General features: G+C 70.5%; 15 protein-coding genes. 11 read left to right on the forward strand and 4 right to left on the reverse strand.

Going from position 1 to position 14,157, the window contains the following annotated elements:
* Positions 1-26: 26 nt before the first annotated feature.
* Genes QMG73_RS14115 through QMG73_RS14135 form a run of 5 tightly spaced genes read left to right on the forward strand, consistent with a single transcriptional unit; the run spans position 27 to position 4,523 of the window.
* Positions 27-290: a DUF6343 family protein gene (locus QMG73_RS14115; protein ID WP_281895501.1), complete on the forward strand. Its 264-nt coding sequence runs from the start codon at positions 27-29 to the stop codon at positions 288-290.
* 31 nt (positions 291-321) lie between these two features.
* On the forward strand, positions 322-1,695 hold the full coding sequence (locus QMG73_RS14120; RefSeq protein ID WP_281895503.1) for an NADP-dependent succinic semialdehyde dehydrogenase: 1,374 nt from the start codon (positions 322-324) through the stop codon (positions 1,693-1,695).
* Positions 1,696-1,712: 17 nt separating this feature from the next.
* Positions 1,713-3,281: a Na+/H+ antiporter gene (locus QMG73_RS14125; RefSeq protein ID WP_281895505.1), complete on the forward strand. Its 1,569-nt coding sequence runs from the start codon at positions 1,713-1,715 to the stop codon at positions 3,279-3,281.
* Positions 3,282-3,283: 2 nt separating this feature from the next.
* Complete coding sequence (locus tag QMG73_RS14130; RefSeq protein ID WP_281895506.1) at positions 3,284-3,541, forward strand: UBP-type zinc finger domain-containing protein; 258 nt, start codon at positions 3,284-3,286, stop codon at positions 3,539-3,541.
* A 25-nt stretch (positions 3,542-3,566) separates the two neighbouring features.
* Positions 3,567-4,523 carry a TIGR03885 family FMN-dependent LLM class oxidoreductase gene (locus QMG73_RS14135; RefSeq protein ID WP_281895508.1) on the forward strand — a complete coding sequence of 319 codons (957 nt, stop codon included), beginning with the start codon at positions 3,567-3,569 and terminating at the stop codon, positions 4,521-4,523.
* 117 nt (positions 4,524-4,640) lie between these two features.
* Here the strand turns inward: QMG73_RS14135 and QMG73_RS14140 are convergent, their stop codons facing one another.
* Positions 4,641-5,078: a DUF3307 domain-containing protein gene (locus tag QMG73_RS14140; RefSeq protein WP_281895510.1), complete on the reverse strand. Its 438-nt coding sequence runs from the start codon at positions 5,076-5,078 to the stop codon at positions 4,641-4,643.
* A gap of 141 nt (positions 5,079-5,219) precedes the next feature.
* Between QMG73_RS14140 and QMG73_RS14145 the strand changes: the two genes are divergently transcribed.
* A complete protein-coding gene (locus QMG73_RS14145; protein ID WP_281895513.1) occupies positions 5,220-6,596 on the forward strand; it encodes an Nramp family divalent metal transporter in 1,377 nt (458 codons plus the stop codon).
* 176 nt (positions 6,597-6,772) lie between these two features.
* On the opposite strand, the gene QMG73_RS14150 is transcribed toward QMG73_RS14145, so the two are convergent.
* Positions 6,773-7,165, reverse strand: a complete 393-nt coding sequence (locus tag QMG73_RS14150) for a CPCC family cysteine-rich protein (RefSeq protein WP_281895514.1) — start codon at positions 7,163-7,165, stop codon at positions 6,773-6,775.
* Between the two features lie 30 nt (positions 7,166-7,195).
* Between QMG73_RS14150 and QMG73_RS14155 the strand changes: the two genes are divergently transcribed.
* Both QMG73_RS14155 and QMG73_RS14160 read left to right on the forward strand, forming a co-directional pair.
* Positions 7,196-7,918 carry a PP2C family protein-serine/threonine phosphatase gene (locus QMG73_RS14155; protein WP_281895516.1) on the forward strand — a complete coding sequence of 241 codons (723 nt, stop codon included), beginning with the start codon at positions 7,196-7,198 and terminating at the stop codon, positions 7,916-7,918.
* 102 nt (positions 7,919-8,020) lie between these two features.
* On the forward strand, positions 8,021-10,312 hold the full coding sequence (locus tag QMG73_RS14160; RefSeq protein WP_281895519.1) for a putative bifunctional diguanylate cyclase/phosphodiesterase: 2,292 nt from the start codon (positions 8,021-8,023) through the stop codon (positions 10,310-10,312).
* Between the two features lie 175 nt (positions 10,313-10,487).
* On the opposite strand, the gene QMG73_RS14165 is transcribed toward QMG73_RS14160, so the two are convergent.
* The gene (locus QMG73_RS14165; RefSeq protein WP_281895521.1) at positions 10,488-11,129 is read right to left on the reverse strand and encodes a Crp/Fnr family transcriptional regulator; all 642 of its coding nucleotides are present in this window, start codon (positions 11,127-11,129) and stop codon (positions 10,488-10,490) included.
* Positions 11,130-11,252: 123 nt separating this feature from the next.
* On the opposite strand from QMG73_RS14165, the gene QMG73_RS14170 reads away from it, so the two are divergent.
* Positions 11,253-11,615, forward strand: coding sequence for a YciI family protein (locus tag QMG73_RS14170; protein ID WP_281895523.1), 363 nt, complete (start codon positions 11,253-11,255; stop codon positions 11,613-11,615).
* Here QMG73_RS14170 and QMG73_RS14175 read toward each other — a convergent pair.
* A complete protein-coding gene (locus QMG73_RS14175) occupies positions 11,545-12,363 on the reverse strand; it encodes an alpha/beta hydrolase (protein WP_281895526.1) in 819 nt (272 codons plus the stop codon). The genes QMG73_RS14170 and QMG73_RS14175 overlap by 71 nt on opposite strands.
* Positions 12,364-12,397: 34 nt before the next feature.
* On the opposite strand from QMG73_RS14175, the gene QMG73_RS14180 reads away from it, so the two are divergent.
* A complete protein-coding gene (locus tag QMG73_RS14180) occupies positions 12,398-12,997 on the forward strand; it encodes a SigE family RNA polymerase sigma factor (RefSeq protein WP_281895527.1) in 600 nt (199 codons plus the stop codon).
* Positions 12,994-13,800 (forward strand): cyclase family protein, encoded by an 807-nt coding sequence (locus tag QMG73_RS14185; RefSeq protein WP_281895528.1) that lies wholly within the window; start codon positions 12,994-12,996, stop codon positions 13,798-13,800. Before QMG73_RS14180 ends, QMG73_RS14185 begins: the two co-directional genes overlap by 4 nt.
* The last annotated feature ends 357 nt before the right edge of the window (positions 13,801-14,157 follow it).

Below are 14,157 nucleotides of genomic sequence, written 5' to 3' on the forward strand. Positions count from 1 at the left end.
TTGATAACCGCGGGTAGGGAGTACCCATGAAGCCGCAACCGCGCGGCGCGCGCGGGACGGTCGGGCGCCCGTACAGCGCGCTGAACCTGCGTTTGATCTTCGCGCTCTTCGGGCTTGTCTCGTGCGGCGTGCTGGCCGTGCTCACCGCGCGGGCCGACCTGCCCGTCGCGGCCGTCGTTTTGGCCGTGCTGGCTCTGGTCGCGCTCGTCGACCTGGTGGTAATCATTAAGCGCCGGGCCGCCCGGCGCCGCATCGAGCCGCCCGGCACACACCATTCACTCTTCGAGTAGCAGGGTCACCATTCGAGTGAAGGGAGCCGCTGTGGCAATCGCTAGCGTCAGCCCCGCTACGGGCGAGGTGCTCAAGACGTTCGACCCCATGCCGGAAGACCGGATCGACGCCGCGCTCGACCGCGCGATGGGCGGATTCGACAAGGTCCGGCACCTGTCCTTCAAGGAGCGCGGCGAGTGGATGCGCGCCCTCGCCGACCTGCTCGACGACGAGCGCGACGAGATCGCCGCGCTGATGACCACCGAGATGGGCAAGACGCTGGCCGCCGCCAAGGCGGAGGTGACCAAGTGCGCGTACGCGTGCCGCTTCTACGCCGGGCGGTCCGCCGGGTTCCTCGCCGATGAGCCGGCCGATCCCGCCGCGGTCGGCGCCCACCTGGCGTACGCGCACTACCAGCCGCTCGGCCCGGTGCTCGCGATCATGCCCTGGAACTTCCCGCTGTGGCAGGTCATGCGCTTCGCTGCGCCGGCGCTGATGGCCGGTAATGTCGGCCTGCTCAAGCACGCGTCCAACGTGCCGCAGACCGCGCTGCGCCTCGAAGACCTGTTCAAGCGGGCGGGCTTCCCCGAGGGGGCGTTCCAGACCCTGCTCATCGGCTCGGACGCCGTGGAGCGGGTGCTCACCGACGATCGGGTACGGGCGGCCACGCTCACCGGCAGCGAGGCCGCGGGCCGGTCGGTGGCCGCGATCGCCGGCCGCGCCCTCAAGAAGACGGTCCTGGAACTGGGCGGCAGCGACCCGTTCGTCGTGATGCCCTCGGCGGACCTCGACCGGGCCGCGCAGGTCGCCGCGACCTCCCGCTGCCTCAACAACGGCCAGTCGTGCATCTCGGCCAAGCGGTTCATCGTGCACGCCGACGCGTACGACGCGTTCGCCGAGGCGTTCGTCGGGCGGATGTCCGCGATGACGCTCGGCGACCCGATGGCGTCGGACACCGACGTGGGCCCGCTCGCGACCGAGCAGGGCCGCACCGACGTCGAGGAACAGGTCGCGGACGCGAGGGAGAAGGGCGCCCGGGTACTGTGCGGCGGCGAGCGCCCCGACCGGCCCGGCTGGTGGTACCCGCCGACCGTCGTCGCCGGCATCACACCGGAGATGCGGATGTGGTCCGAGGAGGTCTTCGGTCCGGTCGCCGGGCTCTACAAGGTCGGCTCGTACGACGAGGCGGTCGCGGTGGCCAACGACACGACGTTCGGGCTCGGCGCCAACGCGTGGACCACCGACCCGGGCGAGCAGGAGCAGTTCGTGGCCGACCTGGAGTCCGGCCAGGTGTTCCTCAACGGCATGACCACGTCGTATCCGGAGTTGCCGTTCGGCGGCGTGAAGAACTCCGGGTACGGGCGGGAACTGTCGGCACACGGCATCCGTGAGTTCTGCAACCTTAAGACCGTCTGGGTGGCCTGAACACATAAGCTCCCCGCATGGACGGGCTGCTTGAGGTCGTCATTCTGGTCGCGGTGGCGGTGCTGGGCGTAGCGCTCGCCCGCCGCCTCGGCATGCTGGCACCCATCCTGCTGGTGGTGGGTGGCCTGGCGCTGTCGTTCGTGCCCGGGTTCCCCGAGGTGCACCTCGAACCCGAGATGGTGCTCGTCGGCATCCTCCCGCCGCTGCTCTACGTCGCCGCCATCGAGACCTCGGTGCCGGCCTTCCGGTTCAACCTGCGCCCGATCCTGCTGCTCGCCGTCGGATTGGTGATCTTCACGGCGCTCGTGGTCGGCTTCGTGCTGCACATGCTGCTGCCCGAGGTGCCGCTGTCGCTGTGCATAGCGCTCGGAGCGGTGCTGGCGCCGCCCGACGCGGTCGCCGCCACCGCCATCGCCCGGCGCATCGGGCTGCCGCGACGGCTGGTCACGATCCTCGAAGGCGAGAGCCTGATCAACGACGCGACCGCACTGGTACTCCTGCGCGTCGCGACCGGCGCCGCCACCGGTGCCGCTGTGGGGTTCCTGGAGATCGGCCGCGACATCGTCATCGCGGCCGGCGGCGGCATCGCGGTCGGCGCGGTGGGCGCGGTGATCATCGGCTTCCTGCACAAGAAGATCACCGATCCGTTGCTCGACACCGCCCTGTCGCTGCTTACCCCGTTCCTCATCGTGATGGTCGCCGAGGAGATCCACTCGTCCGGCGTCGTGGCCGTGGTGGTCGCCGGCCTCTACCTCGGGCACCGGATGCCCACCCTCATGTCCGCCGCCTCCCGCCTGCAGAGCGACGCGTTCTGGCAGCTCACCCGGTTTCTGCTGGAGGGCCTGGTGTTCCTGCTGGTCGGCCTCCAGCTCCGTGACATCGTCCGCGAGCTCGACACCCCGTGGGGCGAGGTCGCGTGGATCACCGCGGCCGTCATCGGGACGCTGATCGTCACCCGCTTCCTCTGGGTCTTCCCGTCCACCTACGTGCCCCGCCTCATCCCGAGAATCCGCCAGCGCGACCCCTTCCCGCCGGTCAGCCACCCGATCGTGGTGGGCTGGGCCGGCATGCGGGGGGTGGTGACGCTCGCGGCGGCGCTCGCCCTGCCGGCCACCAGCGAGGTCGAGTACCCGCGGGACCTGTTCATCTGGCTGGCGTTCGCCGTGATCGTGGTGACCTTGGTGCTCCAGGGCGCCACCCTGCCCGCCGTGGCGCGCCGGCTCCGCCTGCCGCAGGACGAGACCACCCAGGACGCGCTCGCCGAGGCGTCCGTGCAGAACGCCGCCAGCAAGGCGGCCCGCGACCGCCTCGACGAGCTCGCCGGCGACGGCGTACCCGAACGGGTGCTCCACAAGCTGCGCGACCTCGGCGAGCACCGCGTCAACAAGGCGTGGGAACGCCTCGGCGGCGAGGGCGAGACCCCATCACGGGTGTACGGTCGACTGCGCCGCGAGATGATCGACGCCGAGCGTGGCGTGTTCCGCGCGGCACGGGACGAAGGTCGTATCCCCGAGGAGGTGCTCCGCCGGGCCCAGCGCGATCTCGACCTGGAGGAGACCATGCTGCACCGCACCGTGGAGGAGTAAGCGTGATCTGTACCCACCTGGCTTCCGCTGAGGCGGCCGCGCCACAGAGCACCGATGGCTGTCAGGACTGCCTCGCCGATGGTTCCCGCGACTGGGTGCACCTGCGGCTGTGCCTGGAATGCGGCCGGGTCAGTTGCTGCGACTCGTCGCCCCGCAAGCACGCCACCGCCCACTGGCACTCGACCGACCACCCGGTGGTGCGGTCGTTCCAGCCCGCTGAGTCGTGGCGCTGGTGCTACGTCGACGAGGCGGTTGGCTGACTTTCCGCTTGGGTAGAACCGTGGCATGACGGTGTACGGCATCCACGCCTCCCACGAGCAGGTCCACCCCCGCGCCCTGCTCGACGCGGTGGTCACCGCCGAGCGTGCCGGCTTCGGCGCCGCCATGTCCTCCGACCACTTCTCACCCTGGAGCGCCCGGCAGGGCCATTCCGGGTACGCGTGGTCGTGGCTCGGCGCCGCGCTGGCCTCCACCGACCTGCCGTTCGGCGTGGTGACCGCACCCGGCCAGCGCTACCACCCGGCGATCACCGCGCAGGCCATCGCCACCCTCGGCGCGATGTTTCCCGGCCGCTTCTGGGCCGCCCTCGGCACCGGCGAGGCCAGCAACGAGCACATCACGGGCGACGGCTGGCCCCGAAAGAGCCTCCGCGCCGCCCGCCTGCGCGAGTGCGTCGACGTGATCCGCGCGCTGCTGGCCGGCGAGGAGGTCAGCCACGAGGGCCTGGTCACCGTCGACCGCGCCCGCCTCTGGACCCGCCCCGAGGAGCCGCCGCCCCTGGTCGGCGCCGCTGTGAGCGTCGAGACCGCCCTGTGGTGCGCCACCTGGGCCGACGGCCTGATCACCGTGAACGCCCCACTCGACCACCTACGCCACATGATCGACGCGTACCGCACGGCCGGCGGTCGCGGCAGGCTGTGCCTCCAGGTCCACCTGAGCTGGGCTCCCGACCCGGACGAGGCGGCACGAATCGCGCACGAACAATGGCGCAGCAACGTGTTCGCGCCGCCGGTGAGCTGGGACCTTGAACTGACCGAGCACTTCGACGAGGCGTCCCGCTTCGTGACCCGCGAAGAGGTGGCGAAGGTCGTCAACATCTCCTCCGACCTGTCCCAGCACGCCGACTGGATCCGCTCGTACGCGGAGTTGGGCTTCGACGAGATCTACCTCCACCAGGTAGCCCAGGACCAACGCCCCTTCCTGGACGCCGCCGCCGAAAAACTCCTCCCGAACCTCTCGTGATCAGGGCGTCCCTCAAGTCGCCCTAACGACTTGAGGGATGAACGGTCCGAGTCGCTGCGCGGCGCCTGCGCACGATGGGTAGGCGACTCGGACTGTTCACAGCCCTGATCACGAAACTTAGAGGCGGGCGATCATGAGGGCGGAGATCAGGAGGGCTAGCCAGTGGAGGGCCTGGTCGGCCACGTACATGCCGGAGACCGGAGTCGTTTGTTCGGCGAAGGCGGGGGAGCGGGTCAGGCGCAAAATATGGCGTACCGGGAAGCGCAGGTCGAGCACCGCGTGAGTCACCACGCTGAACGCGAGCCCCGCCGCCACGCCCGTCGGCGACAGTGAGACGTCCAATGTGTACGCCGTGACGGCGAGCACGCCGAAGACGGTCAGGTGGTAGCTGGTGATGTGTCCGGCGAGCGCCCGCGCCCCGGCCCAGCCGCCCATCGACTTGCATATGGCCTGCTTGTCGGTCTGCGCGACGTGATCGCCGACCTGGTGGCCTATCAGCATCGCGAGCAGCGCCACGAGGAACGTCGTCTGCACGCCAAACTGCTCGCCTGTCATCTACGCATACTGCGTGAAGACTCAGGTTTGTTTCTGCGTGCTAGCTGACAGTTTGCGGGAATGTGTCGGACGTCGCCTGGGTATTGACGATCCATGACGCAGACCGCCGCTGATCGATTTCCGACGCGCCATCTACCGGGCGTGACGGTACGCGACCTGCCGGACTTGCCGTCCTCTCCCTGGCGCATCATCGGACCTGGAGTGGTCGCGGCCGGCGTGGGACTCGCCTCCGGCGAGTTCATTCTTTTCCCGTACATCGCGTCGCAGGTGGGGCTGGTTTTCCTCTGGGCGGCGGCGGTCGGCATCATCACGCAGTACTTCATCAACATGGAGATCGAGCGGTACACGCTGGCGACGGGCGAGACCGCGTTGACTGGATTTTCCCGGTTCTGGCGGCACTGGGGCCTGGTCTTCGCGATCATGGTGTACTTCGCGAACCTGTGGCCGGGATGGGCGTCGAGTTCGGCCACCATGATCACGTACATCTTCGGCGGCGAACCCAAGTGGATAGCGGTGTGCCTGCTGCTGGTGATCGGCGCGACGCTCACCTTGGCGCCCGTGATCTACAACGCGCTGGAGCGGGTCGAGTTCGTCAAGGTCGGCCTCGTGGTGCTCTTCATCGTGGTGGCGGTGGTGTTCGCGATCTCGGTCGACGCGTGGCAGGAGCTGCCCAGCACCGTCACGTCGCCGGAGTTCCCGACCGAGTTGGGGTTCGCGCTCATGCTCTCGGCGCTGGTGTTCGCGGGTGCGGGCGGCGGCCAGAACCTCTGCCAGAGCAACTGGATCCGCGACAAGCGGTACGGGATGGGCGCCTACGTGCCGCGGTTGGTCAGCCCGGTGACGGGGCAGGAGGAGGCGGCGCCGGACCGTGCCGGGTACGTTTTCGAGCCGACCCCTGACAACCTGGTGCGGTGGCGGCGCTGGTGGAAGGTCGCGAACCAGGAGCAGCTCGCCACGTTCGTACTGATCTCGTTCGTGACGATCGTGCTGATGTCGATGCTCGCCTACTCGACCGTGTACGGCGTGCCCGGGCTTGCCAACAGCGTCGCGTTCCTCGAGGTCGAGGGGGAGCGGCTCAAGGAGCTCGTCGCGCCGTGGTTCGGTGTGCTTTTCTGGCTCATCGGCGCGATCTCACTGTTCGCCGCGGCGATGGGCATCGTCGACTACACCAGCCGGTTGGCCGCCGACGTGCTGAAGACGTCGTACCTGCGGCGCGTCTCCGAGAGCAGGATCTATTTCGCGTTGGTGTGGGGCCTGGTGGTGCTGGGCTGCGCGATCCTGCTGGCCGGGTTCGACCAGCCGCTGCCGCTGCTCGTCATCTCGGCCTGCGTGGGCGGGCTGATGATGTTCCTGTACTCGATCCTGCTGCTGGTACTGAATCGGCGGGTGCTGCCCGACGAGATCAAGCCGCGGTCGTACCGGGTGGCCGCGCTCGCCTGGGCGGTGGCGCTCTTCGGCGTCTTCTCGGCGCTGACCATATGGCAGCAAGGCGACCGCCTGCTGGACTGGTTGAGGTGACTGTGCTTGCTGGGCTCGGTCGCTCGCGCAGCGCTGAAAGGCGACGCTGTGCTTGCTGGGCTCGGTCGCTCGCGCAGCGCTGAAAGGCGACGCCTTTCCGGCGGCGGCCGCGTCCGCGCAGGTAAACGTGCGCGGCGCCGCCGGAAAGGCGTCGCCGCGCTAGCTCGCTCCTCGCCCTATGGGATCTCGTCTGGACGGGGCTTGCGGACCACCTCGCGGTAGCGCGGGTGGCTCGCGCCGTACAGCGCGAAATTGAGCCGTGCCTCGTTGAGACTGAGGTCGCCATTTGGGCCGCCGACCGCCACGAAGGCGCTCGGATCGGCCTGCCCCGGGTCGGTCCAGAAACAGACCGGGCACGTTATGCACCCTGTCCGGTAGCCACAACAGGGACACCGGTTAATCACTGACGCCTGACCACCCACCACGCGCCATAGCTTTTCACGACAACAGGGTGTGAGGTAACCCGGGTGCGGCACCTTTGTGGACGGTTCTGCGCTCCCCAAAAGGGGAGAAGAACAAACACGGATTTTCGGTACTTCTCGGTCGTTGAGGTGATCTACTAGAGACATGCCTGCCCCCACCCTGGCAGGCTGCCTGCCATGACCCTCAAGCTCCGCTACGCGGCGGTGAGTGACACCGGCTTGGTTCGCAGTGCGAACCAGGACTCGGTACACGCCGGGCCGCGCCTGCTCGCCGTGGCAGACGGCATGGGTGGGATGGCCGCCGGAGACCTCGCCAGCCGCATCGTCATCGATGTCATCGCCGGGCTGGACATAGAGATAGCCGATGATGGGCTCATCGCCGCGCTGCGGGACGCGCTCGACGAGGCCAACAGTCGCATCCGGGCCGCGGTGGCCGAAGATCCGAACCGCGAGGGCATGGGTACGACGCTGACGGCGGTGCTCTTCACCGGCAGCGCACTGGTACTGGGGCACGTCGGCGACTCGCGGGCGTACCTGCGGCGCGATGGGGAACTGCGGCAGATGACCCGCGACGACACCTTCGTCCAGATGCTGGTCGACGAGGGCGTGATCACGCGCGAGGAGGCCGGCAGCCACCCGCGCCGGGCGGTGGTGACCCAGGCGATCCAGGGCGGCGACGCGACCCCGTCGTTCACGTACATGCGTCCCGTCGACGGCGACCGCTGGCTGCTCTGCAGCGATGGTCTGTCCAATGTGGTCTCAGACGAGACGATCGCGGAGACGCTGGGCGCGTACCCCGAGCCGCCGGACTGCGCACAGCGCCTGGTCGACCTCGCGCTGCGGGCCGGCGCCCCCGACAACGTAACGGTGATCATCGCGGACGTGACTGGCGGCGCCTGACCACGCCCGGCGCTTGGTTGCGGTACGTTACTCCGGTCGTGCGGGGGTGCTCGAGTCTGCCAGGGGAGGGGTGGACTGACACGTCTCTATGCCCGTGTCACGGTGACGCTGACAGCCGTCGCCGCGATAGTTGGCGTCAACAGCAGTGGCTGGCTGCCGGCCCGCGCCGTGGCGGCCCTCGACAACGGGGCCCAGCTGGCGGCGGCCCTGGCTGCCGTGGCGACCTGCGCCTGGACCGCCCGCCGGCTCACCGGCGCGGAGCGCTCGTGGCGCCGGTTCATGGCGCTGGGCATGGCCGGCTGGGCGTTCGGTCAGATCATCTGGAGCTGGTACCAGATCTTCAGCACCGAGCACCTGCCGTCGCCTTCGCTGGCTGACTTCGGGTACCTCTCGCTGCCGGTCTTCGCGCTGCTCGCGCTGTTGTCGATCGCGGCCTCGGTGCCGCGACCGGCCGCCGCCTCCCCGCAGTCGCGGCATCGCGACCGGGCGGTGCTGGTGCTCGACGGTTTGATCGTCGTGGCCTCGCTGCTGGTGCTGACCTGGGCGACGGTGCTCGGCAAGGTCGTCGAGGCCGGGGCGGAGACGCGCGGCGCGTTCGCCGTCGCGATCGCCCATCCGATCACCGACCTGGTGCTGACCGCCATCGTGGTGCTGATGTTCTCGACCCGCCCGGTGCCGCGGGTCTACCGCCCGCAACTCTCGCTGCTGGGCCTCGGCCTGGTCGCGCTGTCGCTGTCCGACTGCGTCTACGCGTACCTGGTGGCGACCGGCGCCGAGTCGATGTCGCCCCTTGCCAACACCGGTTTCATCGCCGGACCCGCGTTGATCGCGCTGGCCGGTGCCGCCACCGTCGACCGGCAGCCGCCGGAGCCCGTGCCCGCGCCGCGCCGCCGTTCGGACTGGCTGCACCTGCTCGTCCCATACGTGCCCGTCATCGCCACCGGGCTGCTCGTCGTGATCCGCGCGATCGGTGGCCACGCACTGTCCAGCGTGGAGATCTACGTCGGCTGGCTCGGCCTCGGCCTGGTGGTCGCCCGCCAGATGGTGACGCTGGTGGAAAACACCGCGCTGCTCGCCCGGGTCTCCGAAGGTCAGCAGCGCCTTGCCTACCAGGCGTTTCACGATCCGCTCACCGGCCTCGCCAACCGGGCGCTCTTCCGTGAACGCCTGCAGCACGCCGTCGACCGGCACCGGCTGCACGGGCAGCCCGTCGCGCTGCTCTTCGTCGACCTCGACGACTTCAAGCTGGTAAACGACGGCCTCGGGCACGCGGCCGGCGACCGCCTGTTGCGCGCCGTCGGCGACCGGCTTCAAGGTTGTGTACGCCGGGACGACGCCGTCGCGCGGTTGGGCGGCGACGAGTTCGCGATACTGCTCGACGGTGATCCGACGGTGCCGGAGCGGGTCGGTGAGCGGATCATCGCCGCGTTGAGCGAGCCGTTCACCGTCGACGCGCACACCGTGCGGGTCAGCGGCAGCGTCGGTGTGGTCGTGCCGGACGCCGACGAGATGCTCACGCCGGATTCGTTGCTGCGCCGGGCCGACGCCGCCATGTACGCGGGCAAGCGCCGCGGCAAGGGCCTGCTCGTGCGGTACGAGGCCGGGGTCAGCGACGGCAGCGGCGACCCGCACCTGCCCGACCTGCTGGCGGCGGCGTTGACCGGTGACCCGGCGTCGGCCGGGTTCGAGGTGCACTACCAGCCGATCGTGCGGTTCGAAGACGCGGCGACGGTGGCCGTGGAGGCGCTGGCCCGCTGGTCGCACCCGGTTGGCGGCGCGGTCGACCCCGACGTGTTCGTGAAGGTGGCCGAGCGAGCCGGGCTGGTCGCCAACCTCGACGACTTCGTGCTCGACAGGGCCTGCGGCGACGCGGCGGCGCTCGCCGAGACGTACGGGCAGGCCATCGACGTACATGTGAACGTGTCCGCGGGCCGGTTGGGACGCCCGGAGCTGGAGGCGGCGCTCGACCGCGCCCTCGCCGCACACGGGCTGCGGCCCAGCCGGCTCGTCCTGGAGATCACCGAGACCAGCCGGATCACCGACCTGCCCGCCGCCGCGGCCGCCGCGCGCCGCATCCGAGCCCGAGGTGTACGGGTCGCGCTGGACGACTTCGGGTCCGGCTTCAACGCGCTCGCCCAGTTGCACGCGTTGCCGGTCGACGTGGTGAAACTCGACGCGGCGCTCACCGACATCGAGACCGAGCCGGAGCGGGCCGAGGCGCTCTGCCGCTCGGTACTGGCGATCTGCGCCGAGTTGCAGGTGGCGGTCGTCGCCGAGGGCGTCGAGACGGTATCGCGGGCGGGTGCCCTGGCCCGCTTGGGATGCCGCCTGGGCCAGGGCTACCTGTACGGCCCGCCCCGCCCCCTTCAGGGCCTAACCGCCCCCGTGGGCTAACCCCCGCCCCGCCGCGCGCCCCGCGCGCCGCCCTTTTCTCGCCGATCAAGGGCGAACGCACGTGGTTGGATCTCATTTCCGCGTGCATCCGCCCTTGATCCACGCGAATCTCCTTGATCGACGACGCCCAGTACGGGCGCCGCGCGATTCCGCGGGCGCGCCGGGGGCAGGCGGGTCAGGTGTAGGTCGCCAAACGGGTCGGATTGACCACTCTTACGCCACCCTCGGTCAGGCGGACCGCGGACGCGGCCGCCAGGCGGCCCAGGACCCGGTTGACGGTGACGCGGCTCAGGCCCAGTACCCGAGCCAACTCCTCCTGGGAGCCTCGCCACGTCCCCTCCGCGAGCAGCGACCGCGCCACCCGCGCCACCGCGGGCAGCGTGACGGCGTCGGCCATGCGCTGCCGCTGTGCCAGCGCGTCGGCGGCCAGCTTGCCGAGCACGTGCCGGCGTACGGACGGCTGCTCGTCGAGCAGGCGCAGGAAGCGGGCTGCGGGCAGTACCCTGCCGGTCACGGCCGTCGTCGCCAGCAATGCACCGGACGGCGTAGGTCCACCGAGAGCGGCCGGCTTGTCGACGATCGCCGGGCCGTCCCAGCGCCCCGCCCAGAACTGCCCGCCGGACGCGGCCGGATACGCGGCGACGATCGTGCCGCGCGTCAACAAGATGACCGGCCCCGAGCAGACCACACCGGGCGCGGTCGCGGGGCGGATCACGGCGCCGGCGGCGTACCGGATGGGATGGCTCTCGCGCTCGAGCGCGACCAGCGTGCGAGCGTCGAGCGCCGCGAACGCCGGGATCGTCGCCAGTGAGGTCATGCGCCGCCTCCCGCAGCCGCCACAAAGCGGAGGGAGCGCAGCGACCGTAGCGACTGGCGGCTACAGGGAGGCGTCAAGGGCGCATGACCCGCGCGAGCGGAGCGAGCGCCAGCGAATCCGGTCATGTATCCAGTGATACAGCGCCCGGCCGCCGCCCGCCCGTACGGTGCCGGCATGTGGATCGTGGAGCTGAGGTTTACGGACGCGCCGGAGCGGCTCGCTGCCCGTCCCGCGCACCGGGAACGCCTGGCGGAGCTGCACCGTGCCGGTGTCGTGCGGATGGCCGGCCCGCTGGCCGACGGGTCGGGTGCGGTGCTCATTTTTCAGACACGTGAGCTCGACGAGGTGCTGGCAGCGGACCCCTACTTCGCCACGCCCGGCGTCGAGGTGATCAGCAAGCGGGAATGGGCGCCGCTCACGCTGTGTGGGCCCTCAGGAAGCCCTCCACCAGTACCGGAATCTCCCCACCGGTGTGCAGCATGTTGACCCCGTGTGCCGTGCCGCTGAAGGCGGCCAGCCGCTTGTCGGGGCTCGGCGACTCGTTGACGAACCGGGTCGCCGAGCGGGCCGACATCGCGTTGCGATCACGTTCGGTGTACACGAGCAGCAGCGGCACGCGAAACGCCGTGCGCGCCGCCAGCGGTGTACGCGGATCGCGCCCCGCCGGCGCGGCGGGCTCGGTGAGGCTCGGCACCGACAGCGCCACCACCCCGCTCACCTGGTCTCCGAGGTGGGCACCGGCGACCAGGGCGACGCCCGCGCCGACGCCGGCGCCGACGACGACCACCTCGGCCGCGCCCGCCGCCCGCAGCGTGGCCACCGCGATCGTCGTATCGGCCACGTAGTCGTCGACGGCGCCGCACTCGCTGAAACCGAAGCATCGCAGGTCGAACACCAGCACGTGGTACCCCTGCGCGACCCACCGCGGCGCGTACCGGTGCCATTGGCACATGTCGCCGTCTTCCTGGTGGATGAGCACCAGCCCGCGCGGGCCGGAACCGAGCCGCACACCGGCCAGCCGCACGCCATCGGCGGTGGTCATCGGCACGTTGACGGCGGTGGGGCCGAAGCAGCGGGCCGCCGGGTCGGGTGGACGGGCGGGCTCGGCGGGCGCTGTCGTAGCGGGCGGCCGCACGGGCGGATCGACGCGGATGCCGCCGCAGTCAGCCGTCGCGGCGATCTCCCCCGTCAGGAGCACCGCGCAGGTAAGGCGCAGGAGCCCACCCGCAGGCATGCCAAATTGTATGCCGGCAAGCGAAAATGAAGCCATGCCCCGCATGGGGACGGAGCCTCCGCCGGAGTACGTGGCGTTCGTCGAGCGGCACCTCGACGCGCTGCGCCGCGAGTCCGCGCGGGTGGTCGGCGACGAGCACGACGCCGACCTGCTCTACCCGGACGTGCTGGCTGACGTGGCGGGACGGTGGCGATGGCTGGAGTTGTCACGGGTGTGGCTGGGCGAGACCCGTGCCGCTGACCTGTACCTCGCTCGTTCCTTCGCCCGCCGCTCGGAACGGTGGCAGCCGCCCCAACTCGGCCCCGTCGAGGTGGAGGTGCTGGTCGGCCCGGGCGACGCCGCCCCGGCCCCGTACCGCATGCCGCCGCCGTGGTCGAGCGTCGCGCTGCGGCTGGCGTCGCAGGTCAGCACGACCCGCCGGCCGGAGGCCCGCCCGCTGGCCGAGGCCGCGGTCGCCTGGTGGCACGCGTACGAGCATCGCCGCCACCGCAAGCACGTGGCCGCCGGCATCGCGGTCGCCCTATTGGTGGTACTGATGATTCGGGTGCCGCAGGAACTCGATGCGACGGCCGGTCAGCACCCGCTGATCGGCCGAGTGTCCGCAGTGGACGTCGGGCATAGTTTGACCACATGAGACGACGACAGATGGTGAGCACGGCGGCTGCCGGCGTGCTCGGCGCGATGGTGGGTGGCGCCGCCCCCGCGGAGGCGGCTGGCAAGCACGGGCTCGGCGCGCTCACGCTCGTGAACCTCTCGCACGTCAACGATCCCGCGACGACCAGCGTCTTCCCCGGCGACCCCGAGTTCCGCCTGACGGTGATGACGACGATCCCGCAGGACGGGTTCTACATGCAGTATGTCGAAGAGGGGGAGCACACCGGCACGCACTGGGGAGCGCCCGGCCACTTCCAGGAGGGCGGGCTGCTGGCCGACGACCTGGACCCGGGCGACCTGTTCCTGCCGGCGGTCAAGGTCGACATCCGCCGCAAGGCGGCCGCCGACCCGGACTACGGGGTGACGGTCGACGACCTGCGGCGGTTCGAGCGCAGGCACGGGCGCATCCCGTCCGGCGCGGCGGTGATCCTGTGGACCGGGTGGGAGGACAAGTGGGGCACGCCCGCCTACCCGAACCTCGACAATGAGGGCGTGATCCACCAGCCAGGGTTCACGATCGAGGCGGCGCAGTGGCTGATCGACACCGGCCGGCTGGCGACCCGAGGCGCGCTCGGCACCGACACGTTCAGCCCCGACCGTGGCGTCGACACCGATTTCGCGGTGTCGGTCGCGCTCTACCAGGAGCACCGGATCAGCCTGGAAAACCTCGCCAACCTGGCCGCGCTGCCGGTGACCGGCGCCTGGGTCCTGGCCGGCGGCCCGATCCACAAGGCCGGCTCCGGCTCGACGGCGACCATCTTCGCTTTCATCCCACCCCACTAACCTCCGCCGCCCCTGCGCGCGGCTCTGCCGTCCGCGCGGCGCTTTTGCCGCCCGCGCGGCGGCTTTTGCCGCCGATCAAGGGCAAACGCACGTGGTTCGATCTCTTTTCCGCGTGCGTTCGCCCTTGATCCACGCACATGGCCTTGATCGCCGAAGAGGTCTCCGGGGTGTGAGGCGGCGCGTCGTCGCGGTCGGGGCTGGCCGGGTTTGAGGGGTTGGCATCGCCGCCGGCGGCGTGTCGCCACGCCCTGCGCCCTGCGCGCTGATCAAGGCCAATCGCATGGATCAAGGGCGAATGCACGTGGAAAAGAGATCCAACCGCGTGCATTCGCCCTTGATCGTCGTGCCGGGCGTGGC

The sequence above is a fragment of the Phytohabitans aurantiacus genome (assembly GCF_027923225.1).
Taxonomy (GTDB): Bacteria; Actinomycetota; Actinomycetes; order Mycobacteriales; family Micromonosporaceae; genus Phytohabitans; species Phytohabitans aurantiacus.

What these genes read in the sequence shown, in the direction of transcription:
- QMG73_RS14115 (WP_281895501.1), top strand. Translation starts at nt 27, where the DNA reads ATGAAGCCGCAACCGCGCGGCGCGCGCGGGACGGTCGGGCGCCCGTAC.
- QMG73_RS14125 (WP_281895505.1), top strand. Translation starts at nt 1,713, where the DNA reads ATGGACGGGCTGCTTGAGGTCGTCATTCTGGTCGCGGTGGCGGTGCTG.
- QMG73_RS14135 (WP_281895508.1), top strand. Translation starts at nt 3,567, where the DNA reads ATGACGGTGTACGGCATCCACGCCTCCCACGAGCAGGTCCACCCCCGC.
- QMG73_RS14140 (WP_281895510.1), bottom strand. Translation starts at nt 5,078, where the DNA reads ATGACAGGCGAGCAGTTTGGCGTGCAGACGACGTTCCTCGTGGCGCTG.
- QMG73_RS14150 (WP_281895514.1), bottom strand. Translation starts at nt 7,165, where the DNA reads ATGTCTCTAGTAGATCACCTCAACGACCGAGAAGTACCGAAAATCCGT.
- QMG73_RS14155 (WP_281895516.1), top strand. Translation starts at nt 7,196, where the DNA reads ATGACCCTCAAGCTCCGCTACGCGGCGGTGAGTGACACCGGCTTGGTT.
- QMG73_RS14165 (WP_281895521.1), bottom strand. Translation starts at nt 11,129, where the DNA reads ATGACCTCACTGGCGACGATCCCGGCGTTCGCGGCGCTCGACGCTCGC.
- QMG73_RS14170 (WP_281895523.1), top strand. Translation starts at nt 11,253, where the DNA reads ATGTATCCAGTGATACAGCGCCCGGCCGCCGCCCGCCCGTACGGTGCC.
- QMG73_RS14175 (WP_281895526.1), bottom strand. Translation starts at nt 12,363, where the DNA reads ATGCCTGCGGGTGGGCTCCTGCGCCTTACCTGCGCGGTGCTCCTGACG.
- QMG73_RS14180 (WP_281895527.1), top strand. Translation starts at nt 12,398, where the DNA reads ATGCCCCGCATGGGGACGGAGCCTCCGCCGGAGTACGTGGCGTTCGTC.
- QMG73_RS14185 (WP_281895528.1), top strand. Translation starts at nt 12,994, where the DNA reads ATGAGACGACGACAGATGGTGAGCACGGCGGCTGCCGGCGTGCTCGGC.